Source organism: Bradyrhizobium sp. LB13.1, assembly GCF_054056815.1.
Map to the genome: position 1 here is coordinate 888,982 of NZ_JBSRYQ010000001.1, position 23,279 is coordinate 912,260.

The 23,279-nt window shown below is 64.1% G+C and carries 18 protein-coding genes, 1 tRNA gene and 2 pseudogenes; 4 read left to right on the forward strand and 17 right to left on the reverse strand.

Annotation, left to right across the window (positions count from 1 at the left end):
- Nucleotides 1–3: 3 nt before the first annotated feature.
- Together ACVWYI_RS04180 and ACVWYI_RS04185 are read right to left on the reverse strand one after the other, a co-directional pair.
- Nucleotides 4–864 carry an alpha/beta fold hydrolase gene (locus ACVWYI_RS04180; protein WP_456661309.1) on the reverse strand — a complete coding sequence of 287 codons (861 nt, stop codon included), beginning with the start codon at nt 862–864 and terminating at the stop codon, nt 4–6.
- 46 nt (nt 865–910) lie between these two features.
- On the reverse strand, nt 911–1,636 hold the full coding sequence (locus tag ACVWYI_RS04185; RefSeq protein WP_456661310.1) for an alpha/beta fold hydrolase: 726 nt from the start codon (nt 1,634–1,636) through the stop codon (nt 911–913).
- A 185-nt stretch (nt 1,637–1,821) separates the two neighbouring features.
- On the opposite strand from ACVWYI_RS04185, the gene ACVWYI_RS04190 reads away from it, so the two are divergent.
- Nucleotides 1,822–2,424 (forward strand): CGNR zinc finger domain-containing protein, encoded by a 603-nt coding sequence (locus tag ACVWYI_RS04190; protein ID WP_247351597.1) that lies wholly within the window; start codon nt 1,822–1,824, stop codon nt 2,422–2,424.
- A 71-nt stretch (nt 2,425–2,495) separates the two neighbouring features.
- Here the strand turns inward: ACVWYI_RS04190 and ACVWYI_RS04195 are convergent, their stop codons facing one another.
- Together ACVWYI_RS04195 and ACVWYI_RS04200 are read right to left on the reverse strand one after the other, a co-directional pair.
- On the reverse strand, nt 2,496–2,999 hold the full coding sequence (locus tag ACVWYI_RS04195; RefSeq protein ID WP_247351599.1) for a YkgB family protein: 504 nt from the start codon (nt 2,997–2,999) through the stop codon (nt 2,496–2,498).
- Nucleotides 3,000–3,037: 38 nt separating this feature from the next.
- Complete coding sequence (locus ACVWYI_RS04200; RefSeq protein WP_247351600.1) at nt 3,038–3,574, reverse strand: carboxymuconolactone decarboxylase family protein; 537 nt, start codon at nt 3,572–3,574, stop codon at nt 3,038–3,040.
- A 131-nt stretch (nt 3,575–3,705) separates the two neighbouring features.
- On the opposite strand from ACVWYI_RS04200, the gene ACVWYI_RS04205 reads away from it, so the two are divergent.
- The gene (locus ACVWYI_RS04205; protein WP_247351602.1) at nt 3,706–4,662 is read left to right on the forward strand and encodes an AraC family transcriptional regulator; all 957 of its coding nucleotides are present in this window, start codon (nt 3,706–3,708) and stop codon (nt 4,660–4,662) included.
- Here ACVWYI_RS04205 and ACVWYI_RS04210 read toward each other — a convergent pair.
- The 11 genes and pseudogenes from ACVWYI_RS04210 to ACVWYI_RS04260 form a co-directional block, all read right to left on the reverse strand.
- Complete coding sequence (locus tag ACVWYI_RS04210) at nt 4,587–4,940, reverse strand: HGGxSTG domain-containing protein (RefSeq protein WP_346730998.1); 354 nt, start codon at nt 4,938–4,940, stop codon at nt 4,587–4,589. The two genes, ACVWYI_RS04205 and ACVWYI_RS04210, sit on opposite strands and share 76 nt — an antisense overlap.
- 243 nt (nt 4,941–5,183) lie before the next feature.
- Nucleotides 5,184–5,260, reverse strand: a tRNA-Arg gene (locus ACVWYI_RS04215).
- A gap of 57 nt (nt 5,261–5,317) precedes the next feature.
- Nucleotides 5,318–6,373, reverse strand: coding sequence for a sensor domain-containing diguanylate cyclase (locus ACVWYI_RS04220; RefSeq protein ID WP_456661311.1), 1,056 nt, complete (start codon nt 6,371–6,373; stop codon nt 5,318–5,320).
- A complete protein-coding gene (locus ACVWYI_RS04225; RefSeq protein WP_456661312.1) occupies nt 6,373–9,510 on the reverse strand; it encodes a bifunctional diguanylate cyclase/phosphodiesterase in 3,138 nt (1,045 codons plus the stop codon). The genes ACVWYI_RS04220 and ACVWYI_RS04225 overlap by 1 nt, the downstream gene beginning before the upstream one ends.
- 136 nt (nt 9,511–9,646) lie before the next feature.
- Nucleotides 9,647–10,731: pseudogene (locus tag ACVWYI_RS04230) on the reverse strand (branched-chain amino acid ABC transporter permease).
- Nucleotides 10,728–11,738 (reverse strand): branched-chain amino acid ABC transporter permease, encoded by a 1,011-nt coding sequence (locus ACVWYI_RS04235; protein ID WP_456661313.1) that lies wholly within the window; start codon nt 11,736–11,738, stop codon nt 10,728–10,730. Before ACVWYI_RS04235 ends, ACVWYI_RS04230 begins: the two are co-directional and overlap by 4 nt.
- Nucleotides 11,735–12,457 (reverse strand): branched-chain amino acid ABC transporter ATP-binding protein, encoded by a 723-nt coding sequence (locus tag ACVWYI_RS04240; protein ID WP_456661314.1) that lies wholly within the window; start codon nt 12,455–12,457, stop codon nt 11,735–11,737. The genes ACVWYI_RS04235 and ACVWYI_RS04240 overlap by 4 nt, the downstream gene beginning before the upstream one ends.
- Nucleotides 12,454–13,246: pseudogene (locus tag ACVWYI_RS04245) on the reverse strand (ABC transporter ATP-binding protein). Before ACVWYI_RS04245 ends, ACVWYI_RS04240 begins: the two are co-directional and overlap by 4 nt.
- A 167-nt stretch (nt 13,247–13,413) precedes the next feature.
- The gene (locus ACVWYI_RS04250; RefSeq protein WP_456664479.1) at nt 13,414–14,598 is read right to left on the reverse strand and encodes a substrate-binding domain-containing protein; all 1,185 of its coding nucleotides are present in this window, start codon (nt 14,596–14,598) and stop codon (nt 13,414–13,416) included.
- A 254-nt stretch (nt 14,599–14,852) separates the two neighbouring features.
- Nucleotides 14,853–16,589, reverse strand: coding sequence for a putative bifunctional diguanylate cyclase/phosphodiesterase (locus ACVWYI_RS04255; RefSeq protein ID WP_456661315.1), 1,737 nt, complete (start codon nt 16,587–16,589; stop codon nt 14,853–14,855).
- 198 nt (nt 16,590–16,787) lie between these two features.
- Nucleotides 16,788–17,753 carry a sensor histidine kinase gene (locus tag ACVWYI_RS04260; RefSeq protein ID WP_456661316.1) on the reverse strand — a complete coding sequence of 322 codons (966 nt, stop codon included), beginning with the start codon at nt 17,751–17,753 and terminating at the stop codon, nt 16,788–16,790.
- A gap of 194 nt (nt 17,754–17,947) precedes the next feature.
- Between ACVWYI_RS04260 and ACVWYI_RS04265 the strand changes: the two genes are divergently transcribed.
- A complete protein-coding gene (locus ACVWYI_RS04265; RefSeq protein WP_456661317.1) occupies nt 17,948–18,787 on the forward strand; it encodes an SDR family NAD(P)-dependent oxidoreductase in 840 nt (279 codons plus the stop codon).
- A gap of 137 nt (nt 18,788–18,924) precedes the next feature.
- On the opposite strand, the gene ACVWYI_RS04270 is transcribed toward ACVWYI_RS04265, so the two are convergent.
- Entirely contained in the window at nt 18,925–20,301 is a 1,377-nt protein-coding gene (locus ACVWYI_RS04270; RefSeq protein WP_456651902.1) for a cytochrome P450, read from the reverse strand.
- Between the two features lie 64 nt (nt 20,302–20,365).
- Nucleotides 20,366–21,601, reverse strand: coding sequence for an LLM class flavin-dependent oxidoreductase (locus tag ACVWYI_RS04275; protein WP_456651901.1), 1,236 nt, complete (start codon nt 21,599–21,601; stop codon nt 20,366–20,368).
- A gap of 237 nt (nt 21,602–21,838) precedes the next feature.
- Between ACVWYI_RS04275 and ACVWYI_RS04280 the strand changes: the two genes are divergently transcribed.
- Nucleotides 21,839–23,251, forward strand: coding sequence for an MFS transporter (locus tag ACVWYI_RS04280; protein ID WP_456661318.1), 1,413 nt, complete (start codon nt 21,839–21,841; stop codon nt 23,249–23,251).
- The last annotated feature ends 28 nt before the right edge of the window (nt 23,252–23,279 follow it).

Genomic DNA, 23,279 nt, shown 5'->3' on the forward strand with positions numbered 1-23,279 from the left:
CTGTTAGACGTGGCGGATGAGGAATTCGCGCATCGCCGCCGCGATCTCGGCGGCATGCGTTTCCAGCGCGAAATGGCCGGTGTCGAAGAAACGGACCACCGCATCGGGAATGTCGCGTTTGAAAGCCTCGGCGCCGGGCGGCAGGAAGAACGGATCGTTCTTGCCCCACGCCGCCAGGAACGGCGGCTTGTGGGTGCGGAAGTAATTCTGGAATGCCGGGTAGAGCGCGATGTTGCTCTTGTAGTCGCCGAACAGGTCGAGCTGGATCTCGTCGGCGCCGGGGCGCGCCAGATAGAAATTGTCCAGCGACAGGCCGTCGGGCGAGACGCTCGCCTCGTCAGTCACGCCGTGGGTGTATTGCCAGCGCGTCGTTTCCGGTGCGAGGAAGGCGCGAAGCGCGTCGCGGTTGGCCTGCGACGGCTCTTGCCAATAAGCCTTGATCGGAGTCCAGCCCTCGCTCAGCCCTTCTTCGTAGGCGTTGCCATTCTGCGAGATGATCGCGGTGATACGATCGGGGTGTTTGGCGGCAATCCGGAAACCGGTCGGCGCACCGTAGTCGAAGACGTAGATCGCGAAGCGCTTGAGGCCGATCACTTCGGTAAAGCGGTCGATGACATCAGCGATATGGTCGAACGTGTAGGTGAAGTTACTCCGCGCCGGCATGTCCGATTGGCCGAAGCCGGGCAGGTCGGGCGCGACGATATGGAAGCGATCGGCGAGCAGCGGGATCAGATCGCGGAACATGTGGCCCGCGCTCGGAAACCCGTGAAGCAACAGCAGCGTCGGAGCGTCGGCCGCCCCGGCCTCGCGGTAGAAAATCTTGAAGCCATCGATATCGGCGGAGCGGTATTTGATCCCGGTCATCGGAATTCTCCTGAATTTTTGTAACCATTTTGGCGAGCGGGGGAGATTATTGGCTCTGGTCGGCCGGTTGCGGCGTGCGGGCCGCCGGTGCGGCGCGGATGGCCTCGCGGATGATGTCGATGACGATCCCGGGTGCGGTGACGCCGGGCGTATGATCGACGGCGTGTGAATGCAGCTTTGCCTTCATCCGTTCCGCCATGAACCGCTGCGTGGCGGGGTTGATCATGCGATCCTGCTCGGCCACGAGAAACCAGCTCGGGCGGTCCTTCCAGAGTGGCCGGTCCACCGCGACGCCGATGCAGGCGGCCGCGATCGGCCGCTGCACCGCGGCCAGCAATGCCTGCTCTTCGTTGGAAGCGTGCTGCGCGAACGCTTCGGCAAAGGCGTGTTCGGGAAGCCAGACCACGCCGTCCTTGTCCGGTGCCAGCAAGGGCGCCTGCGGATGCGGCGTGGCGCGATAGAAAACGTCGGCGACCGTCTCGCCTTCGTCGGGAGCGAGTGCCGCGACATAGACCAGCGACCTGACTTTCTCACTTTGGGTCGCGGCGATTACCGCGCCGGCATAGGCGTGGCCCACCAGCACCACCGGGCCATCGATCCGCCCTAGGGTTCGATCGAGCGCCGCCACGTCATCGGCCAGCGAGGTCAGCGGCAGCGGCGCCGCAACCACCCTGATGCCTTCCGCCCGCAGCGGCCCAATCACTTTGGTCCAGCTCGATCCATCGGCCCAAGCGCCGTGGACCAGCACCACGCTCACATCATTGAGGGACATTTTCGCTCCTTGCCGGTTTGCATATGGAGTAACCTGGCCTATACACTTAAACAGGTTACTTTCCAGGCAAGTAACTTGTCAATAGCCATCAGACAGGTTATTTTGCGATCGAAAGTCGACGGGGGCTATAGATGAACAAGGTTCCGCGCCAAAAGATCGCTCAAACCGCTTCACGGCCGTCTGCGATGTTCCTTGCCGACGCGCTCGGCCTCGATTTCCTCAATTCGGTTGCGACCCCGGTCGACACTCCGGTTGACTGGCTCGACGACGGCGATGGCCTGCTGGCCTGGCTCGAGCAGGCGCAGCTCGCGCCCCGCGAGGCGCTCGAAACGCTGCGGTCGCAGGCGATGCCTCGCGAACTCGACAGCGTCGCAGCCCAAGCGCGAAGCCTGCGCGAATGGTTCAGAGGTTTCGTCCGGCAACACAAAGGGCGGCCGCTCACCTCGAAAGCGCTGGACGAGTTGGCGCCGTTGAACCGGCTGCTTGAACGGGATGAAGGGTTTGGACGCATTGGGGTCGATGACCACAGCGCGGCCTCCGGGCTGGCGTTTCGAAAGATCCGCCGCTGGCGGTCGCCGGAAGCGCTGCTGCTGCCGATCGGCGAGGCGCTGGCGACATTCGTCTGCGAGGAAGATTTTTCGAACGTGAAGGCCTGTGAGGGACCCGCCTGCACGCTGCTGTTCGCCGACCACACCCGGGGCCGCGCGCGCCGCTGGTGCAGCATGGCGATCTGCGGCAACCGCGCCAAACAGGCGGCGCATCGAAACCGGCTCAAGCTGCAGCAATAAAATTGACAAATCACCGGCAAGCTTTGCGCTTGCCGGTGATTTGCGCGGCCCTATGCGGATCCGTCTCTCGATTACCGGATCAGGCGAACCAGATCCTGCTTCAGCAGATAAAACGAGACGGCGAGCAGAACCGCATCCTTCATCAGGAACGGCATGTTGCCGGTCATCGCCGGGAACCCTCCGGCCGAGGCGTCCCATGCGTCAGGCAGGAACGGAATGATCGTGACCGTCGCGATGAAGGTGCTGGTCGAGCCGAGGGCGCCGAGAACGCCGAGCCGCTTGTCCCAGAAGCCGGCGAGCAACAGGGTGCCGAAAGTCCATTCGGAGGCGCCGAGGAAATAGCTGGCGCCGGCATGGCCGAACACCGGATACAGCCACCAGATCAGCGGCCCGTTGCTGATGAAGGGCACCAGCCGTTCGAACTCGTAGGGAAACCACTTCTGGTAACCGAAGAACATAAACATGATCACCATCGCGGCGCGAATGAGGTGATAGTCGAGATCCTCCGCAAGCAAGCCGGATGCGCGCAGCGCGCGGACGAGCGGATTTTGCGTCGTGTTGGCAAGGGTCGTCATGGTCGTTATCCTTTCATGCAGGATCCGGCGCGGTCGCTTTACGCGACGGCGGGAAAATCGATCTCGGTGTCGTTGATGCGGTTGAAGACGTTGGTGAAGACGGTGGTCGCGAAGGCGAGGCTGATCTCGACCAGTTGCGCGTCGCTGTAGCCGGCCGCCTTGATCGCCCCGAAATCCGCGTCGCTGACGGTGCCGCTGGACTGCGCGAGCTTGCGGACGAATCCAACAAGCGCGTCGCGCTTGTCGTCGCCGCTGGGCTGACCGTTGCGGATCTGCTTCAGCACATCGAGCTTGAGCCCGGCGAGTCGTGCGAGATGATTGTGCGCGGCGACGCAGTAATCACAGCCGGCGACGCCGCTGATGACGAGCTTGATGACTTCCTGATCGCGCTTGCTCAGGCTGCCCGAAGCCAGCGTGGCGTCGGCGAACAGGATCGACTTGAGCGCGGCGGGGCCGTGGGCGGCGATCGCCGCAAAGGTGTTCGGCACGCTGCCGATCGCCTTCTTGATCTGGGCATAGACCTGCCCCGAGGGACCGTTATCGGATTCGACATTGGGGACTGAAAGACGGGACATGGTGGCACTCCGCGGTTGGGGTTCGTGAACGATTGCGTAGTGACAGTACGGTTATGATTTGATACTTTGAATGTCGCAAAATCTCGATAATATGCTCCATCGTCTCAATTTGTCTGCTTCGGAAGGTCAGCATGGATTGGCTCAGCCGGCTGTTCGAGTTGATGCCGGTGCGCGGGCGGCTCGACCTGCGCTGTTCCTACGGCGCGCCGTGGCGTATAGACCAAGGGCCCGGCGCGGCGAATGCAATCCCGTATCATGCGGTGCTCGCCGGCTCCGCGACCCTGGAGGACTCCGCGAAGGGCAGGCCGCTTCAGTTGAAAGCCGGCGACATCCTTCTGCTTCCCGGCAATGTCAGCCACGTCATGCACGACGGCAGCGGCGCCGCAGCGCTGCCGGCCCGCAACCGCGCGGCGCTCAACTTCACGATTAGCGAAAACCCGGGTTCGGGCGAACGGCTCGATCTGCTGTGCGGACACTTTGCGATCTCGGCCCCGCACGACCGGCTGTTGCGCAGCTATCTGCCGCCGCGCTTTGTCGTGCACGCCGGCGCTCACGCCGAACAGCAGGAGACCGCGGCGCAACTCGCCGGCCTCGTCGCGCTGATGCGGCGCGAGTCCGCCGACGATCACCTCGGCGGCCGCGCCATGCTGAACGCGCTGTCGACGGCGATGTTCGCGCTGGTGCTAAGACTGGCCAGCGAGACCGAAGACGCGCCGAGCGGTCTGCTGGCGCTCGCCGGTGATCCCCGCCTTGCACCGGCGGTGGCAGCCCTCTTCAACGAGCCGGCGCGGGCTTGGTCGCTGCCCGAGTTGGCGCGATTGTGCAACATGTCGCGCGCCACGCTCGCCCGCCACTTTCAGGACAAGCTCGGCAGATCAGCCAGCGAGCTTTTGACCGAGATCCGGATGATGCACGCTGCCAACGAACTGAGGCAATCGCAGCTTTCCACCGGCGCCGTGGCGGAGCAGGTCGGCTACCAATCCGAAGCGGCATTCCAGCGCGCCTTCAAAACTCACATGGGCGTCACGCCGGCGCAGTGGCGCAAAATGCAGGAGCCGCCCGGCGGCGGCATCGTCGCAACGTTGTGAGTGACCGGCAACATTCGGCCATGCAAAATCATTTCATCTCGCAGCAACTCCCGTGCGTCACCCAACAAGTCCCGAATCCGCTCGCGCTCTGCGATGACTTCCGCGTTGAACCGGGGGACGTGCCTGAGCGCATTCCGGTTTCCCTTGGGCGCGCCGGATTCGCGTGCACCGCCGTGCATGCGGCAGCGCCGTTTGCTTTGCACCACGGGCGAGCGGCACGATCCGCCGGCGCGGGTCTTGGCGCTGCAAAGCGGCCTCGCGAGCATCGGAAGTTGCATCTTGAGATGCCGACGGGCCGCTTCTGGCCCGAAGCGGTCGTCGTGGATGTTGGATTTCGCTAGCTCCTGCAAACTCGGCCTAGTCTCCGAACAACTTCCTCTCGATGGACTGGACCGACCTACATTGCGAGCGCCAATTCAAGAGCGCGCAGAAATTTTCTTCCAATTGCTTACTCACGCGAATGAAACAGAACTGAAGACTCAGGCTGAGTCTTCAGTTCGCGTTGTAAAACAAAGAAAAGCTGGCGCACCCGACACGATTCGAACGTGTGACCTTTGCCTTCGGAGGGCAACGCTCTATCCAGCTGAGCTACGGGTGCAGTGGGGTTCATTTAGCCGATTGACTGGGAGCGGGCAACCGCTTCCGCCGTCTCCAGCTAAGCTGATTTGCGCGCGATGCGGCCAGGAACCGGCAGGATGTCCCGGCCGAGGCCGGCGAATTCGGCAAGCAGCCGTTCGGCGCAGATGACGCGGTTGCGGCCGAGCCGTTTAGCCGCATAGAGCGCCTCGTCGGCCGCGCCCAGCAGCCGGTCGGGGCTGCCGTCGGTTTCGCCCGGAATGTGGCTGGCGACGCCGACGCTGAGGGTGACGTGGTCGCCGGCCCCGTCGGCGCCATGGGTGATCCGCAAGGCCATGACGGCGCGGCGGATCTCGTCGGCGATGACGTAGGCGGCGTCGCAATCCAGGTCCGGCAGGATCAGCGCGAATTCCTCGCCGCCATAGCGGCTGGCAAGATCGAGCGGGCGCACGGCATGGCGGCTGACGACGGCAGCGACCGCGCGCAGGCATTCGTCGCCGCTCTGGTGGCCGTGGCGGTCGTTGAACAGCTTGAAATGATCGACGTCGACGAACAGCAGCGCCATCGGCTTCTGCGTCCGCTGGGCGCGGGCCCATTCGCTCAACAGCATCTGATCGAACGAGCGGCGGTTCGACAGGCCGGTCAGCCCGTCCTTGGTGGCAAGCTCCTTCAGCGCCATCTCGGCGCGCTTCTGGTCGGTGAGATCGCGCAGCGTCTCCACCACCGCGATCAGATGGCCGACCTCGTCGTGAATCGGGCCGGCGTCGATGGCGAGATAGAGCTGGTTGCCGAGCTTCGGCATCACGCACCAGTTCTCGGCGCTGAAGCCGAGCCCGTTATGGCCGCGTGCGGCATATTCCGAATAGAACTCCGGCAGCTGTTCCGGGCGGTCGAGCGCGACGAGGTCGGCGAGGCAAGGGCGCTTGGTCTCGTAGAAGGCTTGCCAGTGCTTATTGGTGCCGATCACCTCCGGGGCGGCCACTCCGGTCAGTCGCTCGCAGGCACGATTCCAGATCACGACGCGGCGCTTCGGGTCGATCACGAAAGTCGGCACCACCAGATGCTGCATCAGCCGCACGGCATAGGAATCCGCAACGTCGACGGTTTTGGGTGGAATTTTGGCTGGCTTCGCCATCAGGCCACCGCCGCCACCGGCAAGGCTTGCACCGGTAACGCTTGGGGCAAGCCATCGCCCTGGCCGAACAGCTTTCGCACCTCGCTGGCCGGCTTCGGTTTGCTGAAAAGATAGCCCTGCATCTGCGTGCAGCCGAGCGCGCGCAGCATCTCGCGCTGCGCCTCGGTTTCGACGCCCTCGGCGACCGTGGTCATGTTGCTGGCGGCGGCGATGTTCACCACCGCCTGCACGATCACGGGCGCGCCGCTCGTCTCCGCGATATCAGCGACGAAGCAGCGGTCGATCTTGATCTTGTCGAACGGGAAGCGCTTGAGATAGCTGAGCGATGAGTAGCCGGTGCCGAAATCGTCGAGCGCGATGCGCACGCCGATCGCACGGAGCTGATGCAGGATCGAGAGCGCCGCCTCGTCATCGCGGATCAGCACGGCCTCGGTGATTTCGAGCTCGAGCCGGGACGGGGCGAGCCCTGAAGCGGCAAGCGCGCCGGCGATCCGCAGCGCCAGCGTGTCGCATTTGAGCTGCACCGGCGAGACGTTGACCGCGACACGCACATGCGCCGGCCAGGTCGCGGCCTCGTTGCAGGCCATGCGCAGCACCCAGTCACCGAGCTCGTTGATCAGGCCGGTGTCTTCGGCGATCGGAATGAACTCCGCCGGCGACACCATGCCGCGCTCGGGATGCCGCCAGCGCAGCAGCGCCTCGCAGCCGGCGACCTCGTTGCTGCGCAGATCAACCAGCGGCTGATAATGAATATCGAAACCGCCGGTCACCAGGGCCTGGCGCAGATCCTGCTCCAGGCTCAGGCGCGCCTTGGCGCTCGCATCCATCTCCGGCTCGAAGAAGCGGTGGGTGCGGCGTCCTTCGGCCTTGGCGCCGTACATCGCGAGATCGGCATTCTTGATGAGCTGGTCGAGATCGGTGCCGTCCTGCGGCGCCAGCGCGATGCCGATGCTGGCGTCGGTGGAGAGCTGATGACCGAAGCAGTGATAGGGCCGTCGGATCGCCTCGAAGATCCGCGTCACGAATGACACCACGTCGGCAGACGACTCGATCCCGGTCTGGATCACCGCGAATTCGTCACCGCCAAGCCGCGCGATCAGGTCGCCTTGTCCGAGGCAGCCGCGGATCCGGCCCGCAATCGCCTTCAACAACTCGTCGCCGACGTGATGGCCGAGCGAATCGTTGATGCCCTTGAATTCGTCGATGTCGATATAGAGCAACGCGAACTGACCGCCGCCGGCGACCTTCTCCAGCTCGTGTTCGATCTGGTCGCGGAACAGCACCCGGTTCGGCAGGTCGGTGAGCGCGTCGTAATGCGCCATATGCGCGATCTTCTCGTCGGCGCGCCGCCGTTCGGTGACATCCTCGACGACATTGATGAGGTAGCGCGGCTCGCCGGATTTATCGCGAATGCCGATCCGGGTTGAGGTGATGTAGCGGAGTCCCCTGGTCTGGCTTTGCCAGGGGTGCTCGCCCTTGAGCAATCCCTTGGTCTCCTGCAACGCCTTGCTATCGTCGTCGGTAACGACCATGGCGGTGGCATCCGGGTACAAGTCGAAGGGAGTTTTGCCGACGATCTCTTCACCCGATTGGTTGAATTGCTCCTCGGCGGTCCGGTTGATCAGCAGATATTGCCGGGTGTGGGCATCCTTTACCGTGATCTGCGAGGGGATATGGTCGATGATCTCGCGCAGGAACATGTAGTTGCGGTCGCGTTCCTGCTCCAGGTTCCGCCGCTCGGTGATCTCCTCGATCGTGGCCACCCATCCGCCCTGCGCGAGCGGCGTGTTGATGACCTGGAAAGCGCGGCCGTTGGGCAGCTCGTGGATCCTGGTGGAAACCGTGCCTTCGGCGACGACCCTCATGACGTCGGCGCAAAACGCCTCGACGTCGCCGTCGAACGCACCGCGCTCCTTGCGATGGTGCATCGCCTGATGGATGTGGCAGCCGGGTTTGATGATGTCCGAAGACAGGCCGAACATGTCGGCGTAGCGGCGGTTGCAGGTGACGATGTATCCGGCAGCGTCGTACAGGATCAGCCCTTGCGACATGTTGTTCAGGGCCGTGTCGAGCCGCCCGCGCTCCGCTTCCAGCCGTTGCTGCGCCTCGCGGTTTTGTTGGTTGATCTGTCGAACGATCAGGAACAGGATCAGCGCGATCACCGTGGCCGAAAGCCCGGCCGTGGTGACCATGAAGCCGGTCTGCTGCCGCCAATCGGCCAGCGCGGCGCTCGTGGTATTGGTCGCGACGATCACCAGCGGGAAATGCGACAGCGACGCCCCCGAGCCGAGGCGGTCCTCGCCGTTGATCGGACCTTTGACGCGCAGGGTGTGCCGGCCGCCTTCGGTCAGCATTTTGCGCATCAGCGGCGCATCCTTGAAGTTCTTGCCGATCAGGTCTTCGACATGCGGGTAGCGCGCCAGCATCTTGCCTTCGCGGTCGAACAGCGAAATGGCCGCGCCTTCGCCGAGCGCCACGGAAGCAAAATAGCGATGATAATTGTCGGGATCGATCCGGCGCACCAGGACGCCGAGGAAAGTGCCGTCCGGCATGTTCAAACGTCGCGCGACGACCGTGGTCCATTTGCCGATGACGTAGCTGCGCACGGATTCCAGCAGCACCGGCTCGGATCGCGGGTCCGACTTGAAAGTCTGGAAATAGGCGCGGGCAGCGATGTTGATCGTGGGCAGCGGCTGGGCGCGCGACCAATTGACGATCTCACCCTCCGCATCGTAGATGACGATGTCGCCGAGGTAGGACACCGCGCTGATCTTGCCGCGCAGCATCTGGTTGGCGGCAGGCCCCGACATCCGCTCGCGGAACATCGCGGGTGAGGTGATCTCCGGCAGGTTCATCTGCCCGATCACATCGGCGGCGACGACGTCGGAATCTTCGAATTGCTGATCAAAGTGCCGCGCGATCAGCTGCACCGTGTTTTCCAGCTCGCGCTCGCGATTGGCCAGGGTTCGTTCGCGAAATTCGCCGACCGCCATGGCGGTCACGGCGAAGATCCCAGCGACCAGCAACACGCCGCACAGGGTCAGCCACAGCACGGGTCCGCGGCGAATCGCTGCCTCCCAGCCGTTCTTCACGGCTAGGGACATTCCTGCTGCGACCCCTGACAAGACCTGGCGCATTCCCCCTCCCTGGAGGGACAGGAATACGCCGCACAAATGGCGCAAAGCTTAGGAAAGCCAGTTACCTAAGCATTAATCTCGTTGCGCGATCCCAGTCGTGTTCAGCAAGCCGCTGCGCTGCATCACTAACCGCGCGTTAATGCGAGGTATCAGCGCTCTTGTCGCCACCGCCATTGCGCAGCCGCCCGACCACGCCGGTGGGAAAAAAGTAGACGCTGCGATGAAGAGCAGCCCGAGCCACAGCAGCCAGCGGTCGGGATGCAACAGCCCCGGCAGCAGCGGCAGGCCGGCTTCCGACGCCGCCTTGGAAGCGACGCCCATCAGCGACTGCAGATAGTTCTGGGCAAGGATGAAAATGGTGGCGCCGATGATCGCGCCGTAGATCGTGCCCATGCCGCCGATCACCACCATCAGGAGGATGTCCAGCATGATCGAGAAGCTGAGCGAGGTATCGGGGCCGGCATAGCGCAGCCACAGTGCATTGAGGATGCCGGCGCCGGCGGCCACCAGTGCGGCGAGGCAGTTGGCGTAGGTCAGGTGGAAGACGGTGCGGAAGCCGAGCGCCTCGGCGCGGAAACGGTTTTCGCGGATCGCCTGCAACACGCGCCCGAACGGCGAGTTCACCACCCGCAGCAAAGCGAGGATCATCACCGCCGAGACGGCGAACAGCAGATAATAGGTCAGGATGCGGCCGTTGACCTCGAAGCCGAGCACGTTCCTGGAGATCAGCACCGTGCCGGGGCGCAGCAGCTCCGGCAGCTGAAAGCTGCGGCCGTCCTCGCCGCCGGTCAGCCAGGACAGCTGCGAGGCCAGCACCTGGAAGGCGGACGCGACCGCGAGCGTGATCATGGCAAAGAAGATCGCGGCGACCCGCAGCGAGAACAGTCCGATCGCAAGCGCAAGCAGCGCGGCGAGCGGCAGGCCGACGACGATGCCGGTTGCAACCGCGGCCCAATTCGGGCCCATCCCATACAGTGCGATCGCGATCGCGTAGCTGCCGATCCCGTAGAACATGGTGTGTGCGAACGACACCGAGCCGGTATAGCCGAGCAACAAATCATAGGAGGCGACCAGCGCGGCGAAGACGCAGATCTTGGCCGCAACGTTCAACGCCTTCGCCCCGGGGAACAGGAACGGCGTCGCCACCAACGCCAGGATGATGAGGACGAGAACGAGTGTGAGCACGCGGCTGCGCGGCGGATCGCCCGAGAGGATCATCATCGGCTGGTCACCGCATAGAGGCCGCGCGGCCGCCACATCAGAATGGCGACCATCAGCAGGATGTTGGAGACGAGAGCGAGTTTTGGCAGCAGGAAGCCGCCGTAATTGGCGATCATCGCCACCAGGATCGCGCCGATGAAGCAGCCGCCGATCGAGCCGAGGCCGCCGATGATGACGACGATGAAGATCAAGACCGTGAGGTCGTCGCTCATGGAGGCGTGCACCTGCTCGCGATACAGCGCCCACATCACGCCGCCGAGGCCGGCCAGCGCCGATCCCGTCATGAACACGCCGAGGAACAGACGGCGGATGCGATAGCCGAGCGCCTCGACCATCTCGCGGTTCTCGACGCCGGCGCGGATCAGAAGTCCGAGCTTGGTCCGGTTGAGCACGAGCTGGATCGCGATGAAGACGGCGAGGCCGATCAGCATCGCCAGCACGCGGTATTTGGCGATCGCGACGTCGCCGAAAATGAAGGAGCCGCGCAGCGAGGTCGGCAGCGGCGTCGGGATGATCTGCGGCCCCCACACCGCATAGAGCGTCTGCTCGGCGACGATCAGGCCGCCCGTCGTCATCAGGATCTGCTTCAGATGCTGGCCGTAGACGGGCAGGATCAGCACCCGCTCGACGATCAGGCCGAGCGCCCCGGAGACCGCCATCGACAGCAATGCCGCCGGCGCCAGCACCGCGAGGTTCATCCACAGCGAATCCGCCTGAAGGGAGGCCGCGAACGGCGCCAGCACCAGGGTCGCGACATAGGCGCCGACCGCGATGAAGGCGCCATGGCCGAAATTGAGCACGTCCATCAGGCCGAACACAAGCGTGAGGCCGGAGGCCATGATGAAGATCATCATGCCCATGGCGAGGCTCGCGGCCGTCAGCGTCAGCCAGGTGCTGGGGGAGCCGATCAGCGGGATCATCACGAGGGCGACCGCGATCGGCAGCAAGATCGGCGCGATGTCGCGCTTCGGCTTCGGCAGCGGATCGGTTGCGGCGAGTTCAGTCACTGATGCGCCTCCAGGCTCAGGCCGAGCAGTCGTTCCTGCAGCGGTACGTCGGAGGCCAAGGCCGCCATCTCGCCGCGATGAACGATGGTGCCGTTGTCCATCACCAGCACGTTGTCGCCGAGCTCGCGCGCGGCAAAGAAATTCTGCTCGACCATCAGGATGGTGGCGCCCTTCCGCTTGATCTCCTTCAGGCACTCGATCAGCGCCATCACGATCGCGGGTGCGAGCCCCTTGGTCGGCTCGTCGATCAGCAAGAGCTTGCGCGGTTCGATGATGGCGCGGGCAATCGACAACATCTGCTTCTGTCCGCCCGAGAGACTCCCCGCGCGCGACAGCCAGAACCGGCGCAGCGCCGGGAAGAAACCAAAAATCCAGTCGAGCTGGGCGTCGTCCAGCGGTCCGTCGCGCGCCGCCAGCACCAGATTTTCCTTCACCGTGAGGTCAGAAAACACCGCCATGCTCTCCGGCACGTAGCCGATGCCGAGCCGCGCGATGTCGGGCGTCGCACGGCTCTCGATGCGTTCGCCGGCGAGGCTGATCTCGCCGGAAGAAGCCTGCCAGAGGCCCATGATGGTGCGCAGCGTCGTGGTCTTGCCGGCGCCGTTGCGGCCGAGCAGCATCGTGGTCTGCCCCTGCGCGACGGCGAGATCGATGCCCTGGAGAATATGATAGCGGCCGATATGGGTGTGTACGCCGGAGAGCTGGAGCAGGTCGGTCATGCCGCGCTCCCCGCAGCTTTCTCCCCTGCAGCTTTCCTGGGTGCGACGCCCAGATAAGCCTCCTGCACGATCGGTGAGGCGATCACCTCGGCCGGTGGCCCGTCGGCAACAAGTTGCCCGTTATGCAACACGATGATGCGGTCGGCGAGCGAGCGGACGACGTCCATCTTGTGCTCGACGAGGAGAATGATCTTGCTTTTATCCTGCTTGAGCTGCGCGATCAGGTTCAACACCACCGGCACCTCGTCGATGCTCATGCCTGCGGTTGGCTCGTCGAACATGAACACCTTCGGCTCCAGCGCAATCATCAGCGCAACCTCGAGCTTGCGCTGATCGCCATGCGACAGTGCGGTCGCGGCCACGCCGCGGCGGCCGCCGAGCGCGACCTGATCCAGAATCGCATCAGCGCGGGCGATCAGCTCACGGCGGACCGTCCAGGGCCGCAGCATGTCGTAATGCGTGCCGTCGGCGGCCTGCACGGCGAGGCGGACGTTTTCCTCCACCGAGAGGTTCGGAAACAGGATTGGTGAGCTGGAAGGCGCGCCCCAGGCCTGCGCGCGTCCGCATCGGCGCCGAGTGCCGGGTGATGTCGGTACCGTCGAACAGGATGCTGCCGGTTGATGCGCGAAGCTGTCCGGAGATCAGGTTGAAATAGGTGGTCTTGCCGGCGCCGTTCGGGCCGACGATCGCGGTGAGTTCGCCGGGGCGGAAGCTGCAGGTGACGCTGTTGACTGCGACATGACCGCCGAAGCGGATGGTCAGGTCGCGGGTTTCGAGGGTCGGCGTCATTGGTCTGGCAAATGATGAGAGGAGGAAACGATCCGCGGTCGCGGTGCGCTCCCTCCCCCGCTTGCGGAGGAGGGCTGGGAGAGGGTGCCTCCTCAGGCGAGAACCCACAAGAGGACAGAGCCCTCTCCCGGCCTCTCCCGCAAGCGGGAGAGGTGAAGCAAGACAACTCAGCGCTTGTTGCGGATCGGAACGTCCATGTCCTCGATCTTCAGCTCGCGCACTGGCTCGAGCACGGCCCAGGCGACGTTCGGATCGACCTTGACCTTGAAGTGATACATGCTCTGGAGCGCTTGATGGTCTTCCTTGCGGAACATCATCTTGCCCTTCGGCGTGTCGAACTCCAGCCCTTCCATCGCGGTAATCAGCTTCTCGGTGTCGGTCGACTTCGCCTTGGTCACGGCGGCGACGACGGACATCGCGGCGGCGAAGCCACCCGCGGTGAAGAAGTCCGGCGGCGACTTGAAACGCTTCTGGTGCTCGGCGACGAACCAGTCGTTCACCGGGTTCTTCGGAATCTCATAGAAATAATAAGTGGCGCCTTCCATGCCGGGCAGGCCCTTGTAGGCCGCGAGCGCCGGCAGGATGTTGCCGCCGGTGGACAGTTCGATGCCGTAGCGCTTCGGGTCCATGTCCTGGAGCTTTGCCAGAGGATTGCCGGCGCCGGCCCAGATCACCCAGATCACCTTGCGGCCCGGCTTGTCCTTCAGCGCGTCGAACAGGCGCTGGCCAACCGCGGTGAAGTCGGTGGTCGAGGTCGGGGCATATTCTTCGGCGGCCAGCGTCGCGCCGGTCTTGGCGAGCGCCTCCTTGAAGGCGGCGACGCCGTCGCGGCCGAACGCGTAGTCCTGCGCCAGCGTCGCCACGGTGACGCCCTGCTTGCCGATCGCGACCGCGTTGGAGATCGCGTCCTGCGACGAGTTACGCGCGGTGCGGAAGATGTAGCGATTCCACTTCTCGCCGGTAATCTGATCCGCGACCGCGGGCTCGACGATCAGGATCTTCTTGTTCTCCTCGGCGACAGGCAGGATCGCGAGTGCCGCGGCCGACGAGGTCGTGCCGATCGCGATGTCCACCTTGTCGTCCTGATAGGCTTCCGCGAGCGCCGCCTTGGAGAGATCGGGCTTGCCCTGGTCGTCCTTGGTGATGACGACGATCTTGCGGCCGTCGAGCGTCATGGTGCCCTTGGTGGCGTATTCAAAGCCCATCTGCAGGCCGGTCTCGGTCTGCTTGGCGTAGGCTTCGAGCGGGCCGGTCTTGCCGTAGATCAGCGCGATCTTGAGATCGTCGGCCTGTGCGCAGGTGCTCGCGGCGAAGGCGAGAATGGCTGTTGTTATGAGAATGGCTGTTGTTATAATGAGTGAACGACGCACGATGGTCCCTCCTGATTTAACGTTTCTCGGCCATAGCGATTTGCACAACAGTGCGAATATTGCAATTACACCTTACGGCCGCCTTGCGCGGGAGCGCGTGTGACACTGTGTTGATGCGTGCGTGGCGGCTTGCCTCTGCCGAAGAAATCGGCAGCGCCGGACCTTCCGGTGCGCTGATGTCACCTCGGATCGGGCTGAGCATGCTTTGCAAAGCAAGGGTGTGGACGGCGGAGCGGTTACCGCCGATAGCCGCTCGCGCGCGAATAGCCTTGGCGGTTCTGCTGCGTCGGCCGGCTTGCGACGTTCGCCCGGGCCTCGCTGGAGACGGGCGTTGCGAGCTTCAGCTCCTCCAGGAAGATCGGCCGGGCGAAATAATAGCCCTGCGCGTAGCGAATCTTGGTTGCAGCCTGGAGATAGGCGAGCTCCTCGTAGGATTCGATGCCTTCGGCGATCACGGTCATCCCGAGCGCTTCGCTCAAGGATTCGATCGCACGCAGGATGCCCTGGTTGCGCGGGCGCTTGTGAATGTCGGTGATGAAAGAACGGTCGATCTTGATCTCGTCGGCGGTGATGTCGGCGAGCGCAGAGAGCGAGGAATAGCCGGTGCCGAAATCGTCGATCGAGATGCCGACACCGAGCTTGCGGAACATCGGCAGGATTTCGGCCTGGAAATGATTCTTGGCGACGAAGGCGTCTTCCGTCACCTCGATCATGAAACGCTGCGGAAAGCCGGTGTCGTCGAGCGCCTGCGCAAAGCTGCGCATGAATTCGGGGTTGCCGGCCTGCTTGGCCGCGACGTTGATGCTGATGGTCGCTTCCGCGCCAAACGTCTCGTTGATCAGGTCGATCGATTTGACGATTTCGGCGAGCACGAGATGGGTCAGCTCGTCGATCAGCCCGAGTTCGCCGGCAAGATTGATGAACGAGCCGGGTGCCTGGATCACACCTTCGTCGTCGCGCAGCCGCACCAGGGCCTCGATGCCCTTCACGTCCCGCGTGCGGATGTCGACCTTGGACTGGAAGGCGCAGCAGAAGCGCTTCTCCAGGATGGCCTGCCGCAGCGACTGCTCGATCTTCATCCGCGCCAGCGCCTCGCGCTCCATGCTGGAGTCGAAGAAGGCCGCCGATCCCTTGCCGTCATTCTTGATGCGGTACATCGCGATGTCGGCGTTCTGACGCAGCGTCTCGAAGCTGCTTCCGTGATCGGGATAGAGGCTGATGCCGACGGAGGTGGAGGCGAAGACTTCCGAATTGTCGATGAAGAACGGCGCCGTCAGCCGCTCCAGCGTCGACTGCATGAATTCGGCGACTTCCTCCTGGCTCTGGATCGGCGACAGCAGCAGCAGGAATTCGTCGCCGGAGATGCGCGACAGCATGTCCGAATCGCGCAAGTCGCGCCCGAGCCGCTTCGACAGCTCGGCCAGCAGGGCATCGCCGACGGCGTGGCCGTAATAATCGTTGATGTGCTTGAAATTGTCGACGTCGAGAAAGGCGAGCGCAAAGCGCTCGCCGGCGCGACCCTGCGCGAGCAGGCTGGTGGCGCGATGTTCGATCACGCGCCGCGAAGGCAGGCCGGTCAGCTCGTCGAAATACGCCGAGCGGAACAGCTGGTCCTCGAAATTCTTCTGCTCGGTGATGTCGGAGGAGGCCGAGATCAGCAGTTCGCGTCCGTCGAGGCGGATCGGACGATGGGTGGTGAGCAGCACCTGGCGTGCGGCTCCGTCGTGGAGCTCTTCCTCGGCGACGACCGGCTGGCCGGAGCTCAGGGCCCGCTGGCAAGCTTCCCGGCGCGACGTGAGATTGGGTGAGGGACGGCTGCCGTCCATGCCGAGCTGGGCGGCTGCGACATCGTTGACCAGGAGAAATTCGCCTTGCGCGTCCTGCACGGTCAGGCCGGCAGGCAGCATTCTAACGATTTCCTTGAGGAATCCGAGTTCGGCTTCACTCGCGCCGGAATATTTGTTGTCGTTCATAGAAGTCATGAATCTTGTTGTTTCAGCGCGCATTTGCAATGGCGCGATCTTGCGCAGTTCCCTCTTAAGTTTGGTTAAGGGGTCCGGAGAAATACGGGGGTGTTTTGCGGCGATGCGACGCGCGCAGCCCATCGTCATTAACAGCGGGTCAACGCGCCCAGCGAAACCGCGCACGATCGGCTTTCGTTTGCGCTGTGTCTAACCGCTTCTGGGGATGCGGCATTGCATGGTGCAATGAAGTCCGGTCCTGAGATAGAAGACCTCGGACTTGCCGTCGAAGGCCGACAGTGCCGACTTCAACAGCTTGGTGCCGAAACCGGGCTCGGAGACCTTGTCCACGCTCGGGCCCTCGGTTTCATCCCAGGTGACGGTCAGACGGTCGTCGCTGACTGTCCATGACACCTGCAGCAATCCGCGCGGCGCGGAGAACGCGCCATATTTGCCTGCGTTGGTGGCGAGCTCGTGAAACATCAATGACAGGGTGACCGCGAGCTTCGGCGGCAGGAACAGCCGGTCGCCGTTGAGGGAGAAGCGGACATGGCCGTAAGGGCCGAGCTCGGAGATCAGGAGGTCGCGAATGTCGCAGCCGGCCGTGTCGATCCGCGAGATCAAATCATCGGTCGCGGCAAGCGACCGCAGCCGCGGATCAATCCGGGCCCAGATTTGCGGCTGATCATGCAGCACCTGATGCAGCACGGCATGCACCGTCGACAGCTTGTTCTTCAGCCGGTGCTGGAGCTCGTCGACCAGCAGCTTGCGGTAGTCTTCTTCCTCGATCAGGCGTCTGGAAATCCGGCGCTGCTCGACGAGGAGCGAGCGATAGTGCTCGACGCCCCAGATGGTCAGCGCGCAGACCGCCCAATAGAGCGCCAGCAGGGCAAATCGCGAGGGATCGGCCAAGGCATCGCCGAAATTCACGACCACGCCGAGCACGCCGCCGACCAGCGCCGTGATGACGCCGATGCGGAAGCCGCCGAACGCGGCCGCAAAGAACACGGCCGGGAAATACGGCGTGAAATAGACGTCGGGCCGCATATGGGCGAGAGCCCACCGCGCCAGCGTCGCAACCAGCAGGCAGGTGACCGCAAACGCAAGGCTCAAGCCGAGCGATGGCGGTGCCGCGCCCCGCCAGCCCTTGCGGAATTCGTCGATCAGCTTCCCCATGCGCAGTCCGGTTGCGATATGCGTGCGACAATCGAGCGGTCGCCGGGAATGTTACGCATGCCGCCGGCGCAAGCAAAGCTTGCCTTGTCGGAAGCCGGCAGGAATAGTGCCTGCTGCGGCGCCGAGTGTCGCGGCGCCGGGATCGATCGGTGTCCGCCATTTGGCGTCAAGAGGTTCGAAAACAGGGACATTCCATGGGCAGGCTGGATGGCAAGGTCGCGGTGATCACGGGCGCGACGAGCGGGATCGGGTTGCGGACTACGGAAGTCTTCGTTGCCGAAGGTGCCAAAATTGTGATCGCGGGCCGGCGTATACCGGAAGGCGAGGCGCTGGCGAAGCAGCTCGGGGCAGCTTGCGTCTTCCGCCAGACGGATGTGACGGTCGAAGCGCAGATGCAGGCGCTGATCGGGCTCGCGGTGGACAAATTCGGCCGCATCGACTGCCTGTTCAACAATGCCGGCGGCCCGGCGCAGACCGGTGGCGTCGAAGCCCTCGAGGTCGAGCGCTTCGACGCGGCGATGGCGACCTTGGTGCGCAGCGTCATGCTCGGCATGAAGCACGCCGCGCCCCACATGAAGAAGCAGGGTTTTGGCAGCATCATCAACAACGGCAGCATCGCTGGCCGTCTCGCCGGTTTCTCGTCCTCGATGGTCTATGGTGCGGCCAAGGCGGCGGTGATCCATCTCACCAAATGCGTGGCGATGGAACTCGGCGAGTCCAACGTGCGCGTCAACTCGATCTCGCCCGGCGCCATTGCGACCGGCATTTTCGGCAAGGCGCTCGGGCTTTCGACCGATGCGGCGGAGAAGACGCCGTCGGTGATGCGTGAGGTCTACAAGACCGCGCAGCCGATCCCGCGCGCCGGCCTTCCTGATGACATCGCCCATGCCGCGGTGTTCCTGGCCAGCGACGAATCCAGCTTCATCAACGGACATGACCTCGTCATTGACGGCGCGATGACCGGCGGCCGCAACTGGACTCAGCAGCAGCAGGGCTACGTGGCCCTGCGCAAGGCGTTCGATCAGGGGGCGTAGGCGCTCTCGTGCCCCGGACGCGGTGCGGCGCGAAGTGCCGCACCGCAGAGCCGGGGCCCATCTCTCAGAGCTGAATGTGACTCAAGATTCTGGGTCCCGGCTCGCGCTTCGCGCGTCCGGGACACGAGAGGCGAGCACTAAACCGCCTTCACCCTTACCCGCAACCCATCCCGCGGCTTCGGGATCGGCCACATCTGCCAGTCCGGCTTGTAGCCTGGCTCCAGCGACACCTCGATGTTCTGCAAGAAGTGCCGCGCGAAGCATTTCGCCTGCATGTAGGCGAAGTGCAGGCCGAGACACATATGCGCGCCGCCCCCGAACGGCACCCAGGCGAAGCGGTGACGGTTGCGTTGCGCCTCCTCGGTGAAGCGAGAAGGATCGAAGCGATCCGGCTCCGGCCAGATGTCCTTCATGTGGTGGGTGTAAAGCGGGTTAACGCCGATCGCTGTGCCGGCCGGAATCGTAAAGCCCTTGAAGGTGAAATCGCGCATCGCGCGGCGCGGCATCGAGGGCACCGGCGGCCTGATCCGCAGCGCTTCCTTGAAGGCCATCTCCGACAGCGGCATCTTTTCGAGATCGTCGAAGCTGCTTGGCGCATCGGGCGCGAGCCCCAGCGCCATAATTTCCGCGCGCAGTTTGTCCTGCCAGTCGGGGTTTGCCGCGAGCTCGCCGACGAACGACGTCAGCGACGATGTCAGCGTGTCGTGCGCCGCCATCATCAGGAAGCTCATGTGATCGATGATGTCCTGTTCCGAGAGCAGCGCGCCGTCCTCGTGCGTTGCGCGGCAGAGCTGCGAGAACAGATCATCGCCGCCGTGGTTGCCGCGTCGCAGCGGAATCTGCTCCCGGAAATAGCCGACGATGCGCTTGCGGCCCCTGACGCCGGCCGCCATCTGCGTGCCGGGCAGCGGCCGGCGGATCGGAGCGACGGCGGCGGCGACCATGTCGACGAAGGCGCGGTTGACCTCGTCGACCTCCGGCCCGATATCGGCGCCGAGAAAGGACGCCGCGGCGAGATCGAGCGTGAGCTGCTTCATCGCCGGATAAAGCTGCATCTCGCCGGGCTTCGCCTTCCACTGCGCGACGCGCGCGGCGATGCCGCGGTCGAGATCGCCCAGATACGACTTCATCGGCCCGGACTTGAACGCGACCGACAGCGCCTTGCGGTGCAGCCGGTGCTCGTCGAAATCCAGCAGCATCAGGCCGCGCGGAAATAGCAGGCCAAGCACCTTGTTCCAGCCGTGGGTCGATGAGAACAGCTTTTGCTGGTCGAACAGCACGAGCTCGTTGGCCTCGGGGCCAAGCAGCACGACATTGGTCTCGCCGAAAAAATGCGTGCGATAGACCGGGCCGTATTTGGCGCCGTTCGCCTCGATATGCCCCTTGGGGTCGGCGAGCACCTGAAAGGTCTTGCCGATGATCGGCCAGCCTTCGTCGCCGGGGATGTGTGTCAGCTCGTTGCGCTTGGGCGGAGTGAAGCCGAGCGCAGGGGCGGCCACATTCTGCATCGACATGACGATTGCTCCGGTTGGCTAGACCCGGCCAGCATAGCACAATCCGGCTACGATGACTCTGCGCTTACCGCTTTGCCGCTTCCTTCTGCAAATCCGGCGCGTTGACGGCCGGAATCGCAACGCGGCCGGCGCCGGTCACCTTCAACGCTTCGGCGGCCTTCTCGTTCTGCATGATCTTGGCCATCACGGCCTGTCCCGCTCGTTCGAAGATCGCGCGGTTCTCGATCACGAATTTTTGCGACTTGCGCAAGCCGTCGATATAGCCGTTGATCTCCGGCACCACGTAGCGCGCGACAAGGTCCCAGCTCCGGCGCGTGTTCTCCGGATTGGCCCAGTCGTGCACGAAGCCGATGACGGCGCCGACACCGCCGGACACCTGCATCACATTCTTGATCATCTTGACGAGATCGTCGGGCGTGCCGATGACGGAGGCCGCGCCCTCGACGAAGGCGGTCTTGTCCACGGCCTCGTCGGGTGAGGCGAACGCGGTCAGGCCCGGCCGCTGCAGCGTGCCGACGTTATATTCATTGTGCCAGCGCAGCAGGCCGGGGCCGGCCTCGCGGCGAGCCTGCTCGCGTGTCTCGGCGACGTGCCAGGTCAGCAGCACGCGCCAGTTCGCGCGATCGACTGTGGTGCCGTGCTTCTGGGCGGCATCCTCGGCGAACTGCCATTGCTGCTGCAGCGACATCAAACCCTGCGTCGTCATCGAACCCAGCGAGATGATGCCGATGCCGTATTTGCCGGCGAGCGTCATGCCGGAAGGCGAGATCTGCGAGGCCACCACGAACGGCATCTCCTCCTGTAACGGCAGGAGCTGCAGCGCGGCGTCGTTCATGGTGAACCAGTCGCTCTTGGCGGTGACACGCTCGCCGTTGAAGAGGCGGCGGATCACCCCTATCGCCTCGTCCTGACGGTCGCGCTGCGTCATCGGATCGATGCCGAGCGTATGTGCGTCGGAGGCGAGCGCGCCGGGCCCGGAGCCGAAGATGGCACGGCCGCCGGTCATGTGGTCGAGCTGCACCATGCGCTGCGCGACGTTGTAGGGATGGTGATAGGGCAGCGACACCACGCCGGTGCCGAGCTTGATCCGCTTGGTGCGCTCGCCGGCCGCGGCCAAAAACATCTCGGGCGAGGCGATCATTTCCCAGCCGGAGGAATGATGCTCGCCGCACCAGAACTCGTCATAGCCGAGGCTGTCCAACTGCTCGACCAGGTCGAGATCGCGCCGGAACTGGAGCATCGGATGCTCACCGATCGGGTGATGCGGGGCAAGGAAGGCTCCGAACTTCAGGCGCGCCATGGCGTTCTCTCCGGCTTTGATTTTTTGTTTGTTTGTGGCGCGAAGCTACGTGCTGGAGACAGCGAAGGCAATCGTGCGATGTCCCGCGAGACGGAATGCAGGCATGCGATGGAGCTGCCCCTTCTCCTCTCTCCGGGGAAGAAGTGAGACCTCGCGATTCCTACCTCGGAGGTAATCGCGCGGATGACGCCGATCTGGGAGCATCGACGCGCTGAAATCCGAAGGGTTCGCGCGTCGATGCATCAAACCGTCACAAAGCAGATCGATTCGTCGCGCCGCTGGTGGGTGCTGGCGATCGTCGTGGCCGCTCAGTTCATGTTCGGCGTCGATGCCTTCATCGTGAACGTTGCCATCCCCACGATAGCTGTCGATCTGCACGCAACGCCGGCGCAGATCGAATCCGTCGTCGCTATCTACTTGATCGCTTATGCCACGCTGGTCGTCACCGGCGGCCGGCTCGGCGACATCCACGGCACCAAAAACGTCTTTCTGGCCGGCCTGCTCGGCTTCACCCTGACGTCGCTGTGGTGCGGCCTCGCGCTGTCAGGCGCTGAGCTGATCATCGCCCGGCTGGCGCAGGGTGCGACCGCCGCGCTGATGGTGCCGCAGGTGCTGGCGACGCTGCATCTCCTGTTCGCGGATGAACAGCGCAACCGCGCCTTCGCCATCTACGGCATCGTGCTCGGGCTCGCGGGCGCCGCCGGCTTCCTTCTCGGCGGGCTCCTGGTCACGATCGATCTCGCCGGCACCGGCTGGCGCTCGGTGTTCTTCGTCAATGTACCCTGCGGTCTCGTCATCGCGGCTGCGGCGTGGCGCATCATGTCCTCGGTGCCGCGTCGCGCCGGCACGCGGCTCGATATCATGGGCAGTATCGTTCTGTTCGCTGGATTGCTGTGCCTGATCGGTCCGCTGCTGTTCGGCCACGATGTCGGCTGGGCGCCGTGGTTGTGGGCGGTGATGGCGATCGGCGCCGTGATTCTCCTCGCGTTCCCGAAACTGGCGCATGCCGTGGCACGCGCCGGTGGCATGCCGCTGATTGATCTGACCTTGCTGGCGGACGCCGCCTTCCTGCGCGGCCTCGGCGCGGCGTTCTTTTTCTTCTTTGCAAATCTCTCGTTCTACCTGGTCATGACGCTGTTCATGCAGCGGGGACTGAAAATCCCCCCACTCGCGGCCGGCACGGCCTTCATTCCGCTCGCCCTCGCTTTCGTCGTGGCCTCGCGCCACAGCAGCGCACGGGCGCGGCATCGCGGCACCAAGGTCTTGATCGAGGGATGTGCGCTTCAGATCGCGGGCCTCGTCGTACTTGCGCTTGTCGTGCTTTATGACGATGCGCCGTCGGCGCTCCTGCTCGCGCTCACCATGATCATCTTCGGCTACGGCCAGGGATTGGTGATGGCGCCGCTCTCGGGCGCGGTGCTTTCGACAGTCAAACCGGCCGCGGCAGGCTCGGCGTCCGGCGTGTACGGCACGACGGCGCAGATCGGAAATGCGGCCGGAGTGGCCGCAATCGGCGCGGTGTTCTTCGCCGTCGAAGCGCTGCAATCAGCGCGCGCAGGATTTCTCGTCTCGCTCGCGCTGTTTGTGACGTTAATCATGATCTGTGCCGCATTCCTGGCGTGGATGCGCCGCGTCTCTGCACGAAGTTAGGCATTGCGGTTAATACGAGCGGATTTCC